The organism is Acidobacteriota bacterium, from assembly GCA_039683095.1.
GTDB lineage: Bacteria > Acidobacteriota > Aminicenantia > Aminicenantales > Saccharicenantaceae > RBG-16-66-30.
Map to the genome: position 1 here is coordinate 158,938 of JBDKSB010000001.1, position 13,359 is coordinate 172,296.

General features: G+C 67.3%; 10 protein-coding genes. 5 read left to right on the plus strand and 5 right to left on the minus strand.

Annotated features, from left to right (window positions below; all coding sequences use genetic code 11):
* Positions 1-9: 9 nt before the first annotated feature.
* The 3 genes from ABFD52_00785 (at position 10) to ABFD52_00795 (ending at position 3,506) form a co-directional block, all read left to right on the plus strand.
* Positions 10-1,311, plus strand: coding sequence for an ATP-binding protein (locus tag ABFD52_00785; protein MEN6559295.1), 1,302 nt, complete (start codon positions 10-12; stop codon positions 1,309-1,311).
* Positions 1,312-1,321: 10 nt separating this feature from the next.
* Entirely contained in the window at positions 1,322-2,737 is a 1,416-nt protein-coding gene (locus ABFD52_00790; protein MEN6559296.1) for a sigma-54 dependent transcriptional regulator, read from the plus strand.
* Positions 2,738-2,939: 202 nt separating this feature from the next.
* Positions 2,940-3,506 carry a prepilin-type N-terminal cleavage/methylation domain-containing protein gene (locus ABFD52_00795; GenBank protein MEN6559297.1) on the plus strand — a complete coding sequence of 189 codons (567 nt, stop codon included), beginning with the start codon at positions 2,940-2,942 and terminating at the stop codon, positions 3,504-3,506.
* 81 nt (positions 3,507-3,587) lie between these two features.
* Here the strand turns inward: ABFD52_00795 and ABFD52_00800 are convergent, their stop codons facing one another.
* Genes ABFD52_00800 through ABFD52_00810 form a run of 3 tightly spaced genes read right to left on the minus strand, consistent with a single transcriptional unit; the run spans position 3,588 to position 7,542 of the window.
* Positions 3,588-4,607 (minus strand): DUF362 domain-containing protein, encoded by a 1,020-nt coding sequence (locus tag ABFD52_00800; GenBank protein ID MEN6559298.1) that lies wholly within the window; start codon positions 4,605-4,607, stop codon positions 3,588-3,590.
* The gene (locus ABFD52_00805; GenBank protein MEN6559299.1) at positions 4,604-5,518 is read right to left on the minus strand and encodes a hypothetical protein; all 915 of its coding nucleotides are present in this window, start codon (positions 5,516-5,518) and stop codon (positions 4,604-4,606) included. The genes ABFD52_00800 and ABFD52_00805 overlap by 4 nt, the downstream gene beginning before the upstream one ends.
* Positions 5,518-7,542: a sulfatase gene (locus ABFD52_00810; GenBank protein ID MEN6559300.1), complete on the minus strand. Its 2,025-nt coding sequence runs from the start codon at positions 7,540-7,542 to the stop codon at positions 5,518-5,520. The genes ABFD52_00805 and ABFD52_00810 overlap by 1 nt, the downstream gene beginning before the upstream one ends.
* A 65-nt stretch (positions 7,543-7,607) precedes the next feature.
* Between ABFD52_00810 and ABFD52_00815 the strand changes: the two genes are divergently transcribed.
* Positions 7,608-8,306: a lysophospholipid acyltransferase family protein gene (locus tag ABFD52_00815; GenBank protein MEN6559301.1), complete on the plus strand. Its 699-nt coding sequence runs from the start codon at positions 7,608-7,610 to the stop codon at positions 8,304-8,306.
* Positions 8,307-8,309: 3 nt separating this feature from the next.
* Positions 8,310-8,867, plus strand: a complete 558-nt coding sequence (locus ABFD52_00820; GenBank protein ID MEN6559302.1) for an SIS domain-containing protein — start codon at positions 8,310-8,312, stop codon at positions 8,865-8,867.
* Here the strand turns inward: ABFD52_00820 and ABFD52_00825 are convergent.
* Together ABFD52_00825 and ABFD52_00830 are read right to left on the minus strand one after the other, a co-directional pair.
* Complete coding sequence (locus ABFD52_00825) at positions 8,864-9,442, minus strand: hypothetical protein (GenBank protein ID MEN6559303.1); 579 nt, start codon at positions 9,440-9,442, stop codon at positions 8,864-8,866. The genes ABFD52_00820 and ABFD52_00825 overlap by 4 nt on opposite strands.
* Positions 9,443-9,551: 109 nt before the next feature.
* The gene (locus tag ABFD52_00830) at positions 9,552-13,337 is read right to left on the minus strand and encodes a PilC/PilY family type IV pilus protein (GenBank protein ID MEN6559304.1); all 3,786 of its coding nucleotides are present in this window, start codon (positions 13,335-13,337) and stop codon (positions 9,552-9,554) included.
* Positions 13,338-13,359 lie beyond the last annotated feature (22 nt).

Sequence of the window (13,359 nt, forward strand, 5' to 3'; positions counted from 1 at the left end):
GAGGAGAGGATGGACGCCGTCAAACCCCGACCGGCAGACCGTTCCGGCCCGGTCGAGCGCCGCAGCGTCCTCCTCTACAACATCTATCGCCTGGTCGTGCTGACCTCGCTCCTGGTTTCGGCCCTGATCATCCAGTTCTCCTCGCCCGAGGCCGGCCCGAACCTGCCGTTCTACTATGTTATCCTGGCCGGCTGCGGGTTCGCGGCCGTCTGCTTCGGCCTCTATGCCTGGGGCCGGGCCCTGGCCGTCCAGGCCTATCTCCAGGTCGTTTTCGATCTGCTCTTCATCACCGCTTTCGTCTACATCTCGGGGGGCATCGGCTCCTCGATGTACTTCCTCTACGTCTTCCCCGTCATCGCCGCCAGCCTGGTCCTGTCCGGGCGCTCGGGCTTCCTGGCCGCGTCGCTGGCGGCCATCCTCTTCGGCGCCCTGGTCGACGGCGCCTACGCCGGGCTCTTTCCGCCCTTCCGGCCGGACCAGGCCGTCAGGCCGCCCCTAGGGACGATGCTGGTGACGCTCTTCATCGCCTGGGCCGTCTTCTTCGTCATCGCCGCCCTGATGAGCAAGCTGACGGTCAGCCTGCGCCGGACCAGGGAGGCCCTGCGGGCCGCCGAGAAGGAGCTCCTCGTCCGGGAGCGCCTGTCCGAGGCCGGCCGCGTCTCGGCCAGCCTGGCCCACGAGATCCGCAACCCCCTGGCGGCCATCTCCGGCTCGGTCCAGGTGCTCAAGAAGGAACTGGCCTTGAGCGCCGAGCAGAAGGAGCTCATGGACATCGTCCTCAGGGAATCGGAGCGAGTCTCCCACAGCCTGGAGCAGTTCCTGGATTTTGCCCTGCCGGCCAAGCAGATCTTCGCCCCGATCAACCTGCGCGACATCATGGACGAGACGGTCAAGATGCTCCTGGTCGGCGGGGAGATCGACGGCAAGGTCGAGGTGGAAGGCAACTACCGGACGGCCGACGTCCCCTTTATCGGCAACGCCGGCCAGTTCCGCCAGGTCTTCTGGAACCTGATCAAGAACGCCCTCAAGGCCATGCCCGGCGGCGGCCGGCTTCGGCTCGACTTCCCGGAGCACGGCCGGAAAGATGTCCGCATCGTCGTCGCCGATACCGGCCGGGGCATGTCCGGAGAGGACCAGGCCCATCTCTTCGAGCCCTTCTATTCCGGGTTCGAGAACGGGCGCGGCCTGGGCCTGTCGATCGTCCGCAAGATCATCGACGACTACGACGGCCGGATCGACATCCGGTCGGCCCCCGACGAGGGGACGGAAGTACAAATCATCCTGCCTCTGCGCAAGGGCGCCGGGGCGTGAGGTCGGCGGCATGGATACGATCCTGATAATTGACGACGAGAAGAGCCTCCTCGACCTGCTGACGGTCGTCTTCAAGAAAGAAGGCTACGGCGTCAAGACCGCCCCGTCGGCCGCCGGCGGCTTCGAGATCCTGGCCAAGGAGGAGGTCGATCTCGTCGTCACGGACATCAAAATGCCCGGCGCCGACGGCATGGACATCCTCCGCTATGCCCGCGAGAACCTGCCCGACCTGCCGGTCATCCTCATCACGGCCTACGGCAGCATCGCCCAGGCCGTCGAGGCCCTGAAGGCCGGGGCCCTGGACTACGTCGTCAAGCCCTTCGACGTCGAGGAGCTGAAGATCATCGTCGCCCGGGGGCTGGCCGCCCGACGCCTGCGGCAGGAGAACCAGCTGCTCAAGCGGGACTTCAAGGACCGCTACGGCTTCGAGCAGATGATCGGCAAGAGCCGGGCGATGCAGGAGATCTATATCCTCATCGAGAAGGTCGCTTCGACCGACTCGACCGTCCTGATCACGGGGGAGAGCGGGACAGGCAAGGAGATGGCCGCCCGGGCCGTCCACCTCCAGGGCGCGCGGCGCGACCATCCCTTCGTCTCCATCAACTGCGCCGCCCTGCCCGAGAACCTGCTCGAGAGCGAGCTCTTCGGACATGTCCGCGGCTCGTTCACCGGAGCGGTCTCGGACAAGAAAGGGATGTTCGAGCTGGCCCAACGGGGCACCCTGTTCCTCGACGAGGTCGGCGAGATGTCGCCCTGGACCCAGGTCAAGTTGCTGCGGGCCCTCCAGGAGCGCAAGGTCCGCCGGGTGGGCGGGGCCGACGAGATCCCGGTCGACGTCCGCATCATCGCGGCGACCAACCAGGACCTCAAGAAGAGGATCGCCGAAGGCAAGTTCCGCGAGGAGCTGTTCTACCGGCTGAACGTCATCTCCGTCGACATGCCGCCCCTGCGGAAGAGGACGGAGGACATCCCCCTGCTCATCGGCCATTTCCTCCAGAAGTACTGCGACAAGATGGGCAAGAGGCCCAAGCGGTTCACGCCCGACGTCGTCGGCCTGCTCGAGGGCTATGCCTGGCCGGGTAATATCCGCGAGCTCGAGAACGTCATCGAGCGCATCGTGGCCATCGAGGACCGCGAGACGGTCACCGCCGCCTGCCTGCCGCAGGAGATCGTTTCGCCGCAGAAAAAGAAACTCGAGACCCAGGAGCTCTTCGCCCCGGGCTTCAACCTGACCCATCACCTCGACGATCTCACCAAGAAGTATATCCAGGAAGCGCTGGCCCTGACCGGCGGCAGCCTGCAGAAGGCGGCGCCGCTCCTGGGGCTGAGCTACCGGACCATCCGCTATCTCATCGGCAAATACGACCTCAACCAGGTCCGCAAGGCCGAGAAGCGGAACGGCAACGGGGACCGGAATCCCGTTTGAGCGACAAATAATGTCAATACTGACAAAATACGGCTACTATTTTTCCTCAGGCTCTCTGGCAATTTTTGCATTTTATTTTATATGAGCAACTTACTGATGCTATGAAGTTGGCACGCTTATTGCTATAATAGGGGTGCCAATTATGAATGGCAAGCAAACCCGGCTGAGGAGATCAGCCAGGGAATCTCAAAGGAGGTTTTCAATGCTTAAAAAGATGAGAGGCTTCACCCTCATCGAGCTGCTGATCGTCGTCGCGATCATCGGCATCCTGGCTGCTCTTCTCATCCCGAACGCTCTGGCCGCCATCCAGAAGGCCAAGCAGAAGACGGCGATGAAAGAGATCATGACCATGTCCACGGGCGCCATGGACTACATCACCGACCATGGCGACTGGACGAACGTGACCCAGAACGGCGCCATCGCCAACGCGACCGGCATCTCGGTCGCCATCGCCCCGTTCTACATCAAGGCCTGCCCGATCAATGATCCGTGGAACACCGCCTATCAGTGCGGCGTCGGCGATGCCACGAACATCAACAGCTACCTGACCGGCACCGCGGCCACCGACGTGGGCAACGACGATTTCCTGTTCGCCTCCTACGGCCGGAACGGCGAGGTCGGCGCGCTGACGTACGACCCGACGAACCCTGAAGGCAGCCGCTACAACGTCAGCGGCATGAGCGATTTCGACAACGACCTCGTGGCTTGGTCCGGCAACTGGGTCATCGCCCCCGCGACGGCTCTGGTTCAGAACGCCTCCGGAAGCTGACCTAGATCTTGATCTGACGTCCTTGAAGGGGCGGCTTCGGCCGCCCCTTTTTTTATTGTTTCCCCGCCGCCCGGCGGCGTCTCAGGATCTCGCGGCCCGGAGGGCGGCGAACTCGGGGTCAAGGGCGAAATCGGCCCGGACGCTCTCGATCCGGCCGCCCGAGACGGCGATGTCTTGACGGCGGAGGGAGCCCAGCTTGATCCTGTGAGCCAGGGCCAGGTACTCGACCCGCTCGGGATCGACGCCCATGATCCGGGCCGCCGTGGCGTCGACCGCCAGGGCGTTGTCGCCCATCACCAGCACGCCGGCCTTCTTGGCGCGGCCCATGACGGGGCCGTGGCCCTCCATGCCGATAACGCCGTCGACGACCGTGTAATGGGTCTTGACGGTGCCGTTGATCTCGCAGATGCTGAGCGGGATGCCGTTCCAATGGAGCGTGTTCTTGGGCCAGCCGTAAACCATGCCGGGCAGGATACCGAACATGTTCTTCAGGCCGAGCGTGATCCCGGCGAGCTTGTGGGTCTTCATCTTGGGCAGGGAAATGAGGACATCAGCCTCGCGGATGGTCATCGGCAGGGACATCTTCTTGAGCAGGGTGGCCCGTGGGTTGACGGAAGGGACGGTGACCAGGTCGTCATAATTCAGGTCGACGAGCCGGATCCCGCGGCGGCGGGCCAGGGCCTCATACCCGGCTCTCCGGAAAAGGTCCTCGGAATCACGGTTGTGGGACGTGCCTTCGGCCAGGACGATCTCCCGCGCTCCCTGGTCGCCGAGGTGGAGGACGAGCGCCTCGAGGAGGCGCGGGTCGGTGTGGATCGGCCGCTCGGGGGAGACGTCGACCATGTTCGGCTTGAGCACGACCCGCTTGCCCCGGACGTCGGGCGGCCGGCTCGATCGCCAGCCTTCCCGGATGGCCGCGGCCAGCGTCCCCGGCTCGTAATCTGGACAGGCGACCAGGGCGACCTGAAGGAGCGGAACGGATCCCGTCCCGGCGGCCTGCCGGGCCGCGGCCTTCGCCAGCGCGGCCGTGGGCCAGGCGGCCAGGGCCGAGGTCCCGAGCAGGCGGCCGAATTCCCGTCGCGAACACGGCCTTCCGGTCATCGGTCCCTCCCGGCTGCGGGCGCGAGGATCGGAGCGCCGGCCAGAACAAGATACGACAGGGCCGTTTCGAAAAGGTTGGCGCGGAACCCCCCGTCGGCCGCCTGCAGCCGGGCCAGACGGGAGGCCGCGTCCCGGGCCCGTGCGGCCCGGCCCGCAAAGCACGTCAGGGCCAGCGCCGACCACGCCAGGGTCGCGGTGCTGACGTTCCCGGCCAGGCGATCCTCGAGACAGCGCAGGCCGGCCGCGACGGCGGCGTGGTCCTCGGGGAGGCCGGCTGCGCCGAGGGCCGCCAGGGCCAGGGCGGTCGACATGGCCGTGGCCTCGAGCTCGAACGACTTGCTGAAGGGATTGCCGAAGTTCCAGCCCCCGGACGGGACCCTGCGGTCCAGGATGAGGGCGACGCCGGACCGTATCCTTTTCTCCGTCGCGGCCGTGCCCGTGCGGCGGAGGGCCAGGACGAAAAGGGCGGTCGGCTCGACCCAGGCCGTTGTCCGCGGCGTCCAACCCCAGCCCGGGATCGAGGCGTCGTAGCGAAAGCGGGCCGCGATCTCCGCGAGGTCGGTCTTGCTGTAACGTCCCGAGGCGTCCTCGAAAGCCAGGATCCAGGCCCGCAGCCGGCGCTCCTCCTTCGGCGCCCCCAACGCGTGGAAGGCGAGGAGGGCGGCATAGGCCATCCAGTTCCCGTCCTCGTCCCCGGGGCCAAGGCCGACCGCCCCGCCCGGATTCAGGCAGGACCTGAGGAAGGCCAGGCCGCGGGCCGCCGCGGCCTCGTCGCCGGCCGCGCCGAGCGCGAGGGCGCAGAGCGCCGCCGGTTCGACCAGGCTCTGCCGGCCGGGCTCGTAGCCCCAGCCGCCGTCGGGATTCTGGTTCTTCCGGATGAAGCCGGCCGCCCGGGAGAGGTCCGCGGCCATCAGCGGCCTCCGTCGGGCTTCGCCGCCGGCGTGGACAGCTCGGCCCCGTAATACCGGGACAGGCGGTCCCACAGGTCGCGGAAGACCTCCGGCCGCCCGGCCGAGACGTCCTTCTCGCACGCGGGGTCGGCCCGGAGATCGAACAGGGTCGTCCGGACGCTTTCGTCGGGGCCCCGGACGATGACGTCCCGGACGAGCTTCCAGGCCGGCGTGAGCAGGGCCCGGTTCCGCCGCCGGATCAATACGTCGAAGTACTCTTCGCGGACGGTGATCAGGCCGGTCCGGTCGAACTCGTAGAACTTGGCCCCCTGCTCGATCATGGACTGCAGGGCGATGCCCACGCCGCCCGGCGTGTCCAGGGAGAATTCCGTCTCCATGATGACGGACCTGTCGTCCGGCGGCTCCGGGGCGCCGGGGCCGCGAAGCCAGGGCCCGAGGCTCTGCCCGTCGAAGGCGCGGCCGGCCGTCCCGAACCCGAGGAGATCCAGGATCGTGGGCGCGATATCGACCGTCCGGACGAGCCGGCCGACATCCCGATGGGCCGTCCCCCCGGCCGGCTTCCAGGCGAGCAGGGTCCGGTTCTGCTCGGAGTCACGGAGGTCGGAGCCGTGGCCGTCGGCCGACTCCCCGTGGTCTGACAGGACGACGACGATCGCGTCGTCGTAGAGGCCGGCGGCCTTGAGGGCGCCGAGGATCCGGCCGAGCTGGGCGTCGGCGATCGAGATGGCCGAATCGTAAAGGGCCATGCGCGCGTCGGCGCCGGCCCGGTGCCTGAACTCGCGGGGGGAAGCGTGGTAATAGGGCCAGTGGCCGATGCACAGGTGGGCGGCCAGGAAGAACGGCTTCCCGGACTTGAGCCGCTCGAGCGCGGCGACGAGGTCGTTGATGAAATACCGGCCGTCGTAGAGATGGAAGACGGCCCGGTTGAACCGCAGGAAGGGGAAGATCAGGCTGCCCAGGGGGTTATTGAAAAAAACGTTGGTCAGGCTGAAATCATGGAAGCTGCCGAAGACGAAGTCCTTGACCCCCATCAGCGGATGCCGGAGGACGTCGAAGCCCTCCGCCGGGGTGATGTTGCTGAACCGGACCTCGTCGGTGTAGTGGACGGTCGTGTAGCCTTGCTCCTTCAGCGCGTGGCCGAGGCAGAGCGCCGCCGACTTGATGTGCTTCCTGTTCTGAAGATTGAGGCGGACGCCGTTGGTCACCGGGTACTGGCCGGTCAGGATCGAATACCACGAGGGGAAGGTCCGGGCCAAGGGGGTATAGCAGTTGCTGAAGACGACGTTCTCCCTCAGGAACGCGTCCAGATTGGGGGTCAGGGGCAGGGGGTAGCCGGCGTAGCCGGTGTGGAGGGGATTGAGCGAGTCGAGCCCGATCACGATCACGTTGGGGGCGGCATGCCGAACCGCCGCCGCCCGCGGCAAGGCCCGGCCCACGAGATAGGCGGGGTCGAGCGGCGCCGCGAGAAGCGCGCCCCAGAAGACCAGGGAGGCGACGGCGGCCTTCTTCTCGGCGCAGCGAAGGCTCAGGATGACGAAGCCGAGCAGGTAGACGGCGAGCAGCCCCAGGGACAGGGGCTTCAGGATCCCGGCGCCGCCGACCCATGCCAGGGACTGCCGGACGAAGGCCAGGTTGGAGGCCGGATAAAGCGCCGCGTTCAGCCCGTACAGGCCGGCCAGGAAGACCGAGTTGACGGCCAGGAAGGCGACGCCCGGAGCCGAGCGCGAGAAGCGCGGCCAGCGCCGGGCCATCCGGCTGGCCAGCAGTGACGCGTAGTGCCCGTTCAGGACCCCGAAGAGGACATAGATCGCGAGGAGCGTCAGGATGTAGGCGAGAACGGCCGGCGCCAGGACCCTCAGGCCTTCGCCGAGGCGCGCCGTGATCGTCGATTTGAGATCGTCGCCGGTGTATTCGTTGAGCACGGCCAGGACCTTGGTGACGGCTTCGGCCAGCCACAGGGCGAGGAAGAGGAAGATGCCGAGGCGGACGAGGCGGCGGCCCGAGGTCCCTGGTTCGGACTTCACGGCCGGTATTATATACCATCCGTTTCCCCGGGGGAAAAGAGGTGTGCTATAATCGGCGGGCTTCGATGAGAACCGCGCTGCTCCTTCTCTTCTACGTCCTCGTGGTCGTCGCCGGGCTGCCGTTCTTCCTATTTTGCCGGCTGACGGGGCAGCGGGAGCTGCCGCTGGGGTACGGGCTGTGGGCCATGCGGGTCAGCCGGCGCGTCCTGGGGCTCCGGCTGGACGTGTCCGGCCTCGAAGGGATCGACCCGGGGACGCCCCGGGTCTACATGCCCAACCACGGCAGCTTGATCGACGGGCCCCTGATGCTCATGCTCATCCCCGGCCGGGCCCGGGTCATCCTCAAGCAGTCCGTCCTGCGCATCCCCGTCGTCGGGCCGGTCATGCGCTTCATCGGCTTCGTTCCCGTGGACCGGAAGGGCGCCCGGAGCGGCAAGAGAAGCATCGACCGGGCGGCGGTCCTGATGCGGGAGCGGGGCTACTCGTTCCTGATCTTTCCCGAGGGCACGCGGACGCTCGACGGCCGGCTCGGGCCGTTCCGCCGGGGCGGCTTCTTCCTGGCCCTCGAGACCGGGGCCCCGATCGTGCCCGTGACCATCGCCGGGAGCCGCGAGCTCATGCCCAAGGGGCGGCCCTGCGCGCGGCCGGGCCGGATCGAGGTCGTCTTCCATCGGCCCGTTCCCGTCGCGGGCTATACGAAGGAGACGATGGGCCTTCTGATGGACGAGGTCAGGAGCGCGATCCTGACCGGCGCCGGGAGGTGAGGGATGAAGCCGGAGGATCACGTCGCCGAGCTCGACCGGGCCCTGCGGGAGTTCCTTCGGACCCGCGGTCCCGTCCTGGAAGCCGCGGCCGGGGCCCTCGCCGGCCGGCTCCGGGCCGGGGGCAAGGTCCTCATCTTCGGCAACGGCGGGAGCGCCGCCGAAGCCCAGCACTTCGCCGCGGAGCTGGTCAACGGGTTCTCGCGGCACGACGGGCCGCCCGGAGCGGCCATCGCCCTGACCGCGGACACGTCCTCGCTGACGGCCATCGGCAACGACCGGGGTTTCGATCAGGTCTTCAGCCGCCAGATCGAGGCCCTGGGCGGGCCGGGAGACGCGGCCGTCGCCCTGACCGCGAGCGGGCGCTCTCCCGACGTGGTCCTGGGCCTGAGGGCGGCCCGTTCAAAGGGGCTGCTGACGATCGCCTTCACCGGGCGCGGGGGAGGGGACCTTCCGCCGCTGGCGGACTATCTTCTGGACATCCCGTCCCGTTCGACCGGCCGGATCCAGGAAGCGCACCTCTTCCTCCTGCACGTCCTTGCGGAAAGGATCGAAGAGGGTTAGTGCTCGATCTCGACCGGGCCCTGGCTCGTCCCGGCCCTCTTCTTGTCCAGCTGTTCCTTGATCCGGGCCAGTTGAGCCTGGGCCCTGACCAGGGTTTCGTTGGTCTCGGCGATCTGCTGCTGGATCGCGGAGCCCGGCATCATGGCGTTCTGGGCGTCGTATTGCTGGCGCAGGGCCGCCATCTTGGTCGCCAGCAGGTCGACCCGTTCCTCCGCGGCCCTGAGCTGGGCCTCGAGGACCTTGGCCGACGCATCCGGCCGGCCGATTGCCTGATCGCCAACGAGGGCCGGGCCGTCGGCTTCGACCTGCGGGACGATCTGGGCGCCCGGGGGGATAGTCCGGCCGCCGGCGGCGGGCGGCGCGGCTTCGCCCGTTTCCTCCCCGGCCGTATCGAGGACCTCCACGGCCGGGGTCTTTTTGACGGCCAGGAGGTCCCGGTTGCGGACGAGGACGGCCGGCCGGCCCTTGAGGGCCTCGCGGCGCGCCTTTTCCGACCTGGCGAGATCGACAAGGCTCTGCGCGCCGAGAGAGGCGCTCAGCCCGAACACGGCGAGGATCACTAGCGCTTTCTTCATGACATGAACCAAGTCCCATTATTGCCTTCGGCACGGCGGCTGTCAAACGCGGCGGACGGGTCCCTCATCCGTCTCCCGCGGACGCGAGGTGACCGCCGGACGGGGGCGGTCACCGGATGACCTGATAGACCTCGCGCCAGGACTTGACCCGGAGCAGGGTCCCAATGGGCTGGACGAGCTGCTCGATGGTCGAGTTGTATTCCTGGACGTAGACGTCGCGCTTGTTCATCTTGTTGGCGTTGTCGTAGGCCGCCTCGCCGACGGTCACGGCCTGCCGGGCCTTGCTCTGGAGCTGGAGGTATTCCGGAGGCGCGCCTGACGTCGCCCGGAAGGCCGTCCCGCCGACCGGGATGGACGAGGCCTGGCGGACGAACCGCCCGTAGAGGTGGCCGGCCGATCCGAGGTTCGTGCAGGGGTTGGCCGCCTCGATGCTGCCGCTGAGCGTGCTGAAATAGACGATGTTGTCGGCCAGGACCGGGTCGGCCCAGACCTTGTAGCCGAGGTCCAGGTCGCCGGTGTCCTTGGTCGCGGGAAGCCCGCCCAGCAGGTCCGGGTCGCCGATGTACCATTCCACCCAGTCCTTGGCCGGCGTCTCGGCGGGCCCCTTGTCGACGAGGCCGATGAACGAGAACATCCGGCCGGCCAGCTCGTCCGTGCCTGGGTTGTAGACCCCCAGGTTGCGGTCGTGACCGCCCGTCCCGAAATAGATCCGCGGCGACGTCGGCGTCGATTCCATGGGGTTGAGCCAGACGGCCGGCCTGGTGGAGATCGGGTAGTTCAGGTAATCCTCGTAGATGGCCTGGAGGGCCCAGTTGCCGATGTTGGTCACGGCCGCGTTCAGGCGGTAGATCCGGCCGTCGAGGTCGGCGATGTAGACGTATTCGACGAAGCCGTCCACGTTGTTGTCGACGGCCGTCGGCCCGGCGACGATGGCCGGGGCGATATTGGTGTAACGGTACGGCTCCTTGTCCCCGGTGAAGGCGCTGGTGTCGACGTCGGCGTCGACCGCCAGGGCCGAGATGATCTCGCCCGTGTCGATGCGGACGGTGTAGAAATAGGTCCCGGCGATGGTCGAGGAAGTGTCGTTGTCGTAGCCGGAGCCCATGAAGGCGACCCAGCGGGGGGTCCCGCCGTCGTGGATCCTGCCGATGGCCGGGGTCGACCGCGTCTCGCCCATGGTCCGCATGCCCGAGGCTGAGTCCGTGTGGGTGATCTCCCACAGCGGCTGGGGATCGTGCGGGTCGGTGACGTCGAGGGCCCAGTAGTAGTTGAGCCCGCCGGCCAGGACGCTGCCGCTGCCGGGGCCCTGGCCGCAAACGAGGACGGTCCGCCAGGCGCCGTTGATCTGGACGTCGGACACGACCGGGGTGGCGTCGACGTAGCCGGTCTGCGAGGGCCTGAAAAAGTGGGTCGAGGGGTCGGCCGGGTCGAACTGGTACATCTCCTTCAGCTTGGACAGGAGGTTATAGGGGATGAAGGCCCAGATCTCGTCGCCGGTCAGGACGTCGAAGCAATGGAGCATGCCGTCGTTGGCCCCGACGTAGACGACCGTGGTCCGGCTGGCGTAGGCTGTCTTGAAATCGGCGTAGCTCGTGTCCGAGGCCGAGTCGCCCATGAGGGCGGCGTCCCTGTTCGGCGGCCCGACGACGACAGGGGTCGAGCGGTTGATGTCGCCCAGCTTCCAGTCGCGGCCGGAGCCCCGGATGAACTGGATCAGCCCGGCGTTGTCGTTCTGGACGTCGTCGAGCAGGGGGGCCAGCGTCGCCTCGTTGGCGGTCGTGAACTCGGTCCGGGCCAGGGGATTGGCCAGGTCGGCGTCCTCCCGGACGGCCGTGTAGATCGCCCGGGAATCGGCGGACCGGCCGGCCAGCAGCTGGCCGGCGTCCCACAGGATCGAGGCGTCCCCGACTTCCACGGACCGGCCCGACGAGGCGTCCAGGTCCGAGGTGGACAGGGTGTAGAGCTGCGAGGCCGTCCCCGAGGCGATCGAGACGCTGGTGACGTTGTAGGCCCGGAGCTGGCCCTCGTCGCCGGGGTAGATGAAGGATGCGCCGATGACGAGCTTCGTCGGCGTGCCGTTCCTGGCGACGACGGTCGCGGCGGCCGAGGCCCGCGAGTATTCGAGACGGTTGATGTAAATGTATTCGATGGCGATCGACGAGACGGCGGGCGACTGGAACGAGGCGCCGTCGTAATCGTCCATTGTGTCCTCGGCCGCGGTCAGGACGGCCTTCCAACGGAGGTCGGCCCCGAACGACTTGAACTCGTACCAGTCGAGGTTCGAGGCGTTGGCGATCTCGTTCCCCTCGAACTTCTTGTAGAACTCCCATTGCCGGCCGCCGTTGTTGGAGAAGTACAGCGTGACGGCCAGGCCCGTGGCATCTCCGCCGATGACATGCTGGCGCAGGTCGGTGATCCGGACCTCGGTGACGGCGTGGAGCTTCGGATCGAGGATGCCGGCTCCGACGTCGGTGGAGACGCCCTGGCCGTACAGGGCGAAGACGCCGGCCAGCTGGTTCTCGACGAGATAGTAGTCGCCGGAATGGTTGGCGTCGCAGATGACGACGTCCATGTCCCCGTCGTTGTCGATGTCCAGATAGGCGCCGATATCGATGTCGTAGGGGCTCGGCGTCGGCGACACGCAGCCGTTGAGGCACTTGAACGTCCAGCCGACATTGTAGTTGACGGTCTCGTTGCGCAGGAACCAGATCCGGCCCTCGGCGGTCAGCAGCCCGGCGGACCGGCGGTACATGGCGTCCGTGGCCACGAAGACGTCGATGCGGCCGTCGTTGGTGTAGTCGGCGGACAGGATGGCGTCGACGCCGTAGCAGTTGGCATTGGGGATGGCGATCGTGCTCCTGGTGAAGGCGCCCTTCCCGTCGTTCTGGTAGAAGACAAGATAGTTGGCTGTGCCGACCGAGCCGCAGATGACGTCGATGTCGCCGTCGCCGTCGTAATCGGCCGCGGCGATGGCCGAGCCGCCGGGATAGCCCGCGTAGCCCGTCCGTCCGGCCGAGCCGCCGTAGTTCAGCTCGCCGAGGGAGAATTTGGCGGCCCGCCATGTCCCGCTGCCCTGCCGGAGCAGGAAGACCTTGTCCTCGCTGATCATGAGGATGTCCAGGTCGCCGTCCTTGTCGATGTCGACCGAGGCGAGATGGTTGGTCAGCCAGTAGTTGTAGACGTAATAGGTCCTGGCGTTCCTGCCCGAGCCGACCGTGCAGGACAGCAGGGAGCTGAAGTTGAGGTTGTACGAGCTCGACGCGGAAAAGACCGGGTCGGTCTTCGTGCCGATGTTGATGTACATCTTGGCCAGGAAATTGGTATAGCCGAACTCGTCGGTCGAGTTGCGCATGAAGAAGAAATCGAGCAGGCCGTCGCCGTTATAGTCCCCGGCCGTGATGCAGCACGGACCGGTGTAGATCGTGCCGAAGGAATCGTAGACTTTGGACCAATCGATCGCCAGCGGCTGGTCGGGGTTCGTGGCGTACTGGTTGCGGACCAGGACGAGCTGGGAATACGGCGAGACGCGCGGGCTGGCCACCTGCCCGCTGATCTCGAGGCCGATCAGGTCCGGGTAGCCGTCCCCGGTGAAATCGCCGGACGCGGCCGCGTAGATGTGGCCGCCCATGCTGGCGGCCGAACCCACGGCGAAGTTCGAGCCCAGGACCGGCAGGGTGATCGGCCCCCGGGCCGCCGCCGTCCAGCCGTCGACGGACGAGTTCGCCGCGTCCTTGTAATCGCGGGTATTGAAGTTCTCCGAGAAGGAGTTCGTGGTCTGGGTGCAGTTCTGGACCTGCGGCCAGAGCCGCGGCAGGAGGACCGCCCCCGCCGCGATCAGGCCGGCCGCGGCCAGGATGATCAGGCTCCCTGGGCGCTTCATGCCTTTGCTCGTCATGTCCGTTCCCCTTTCGCGGATC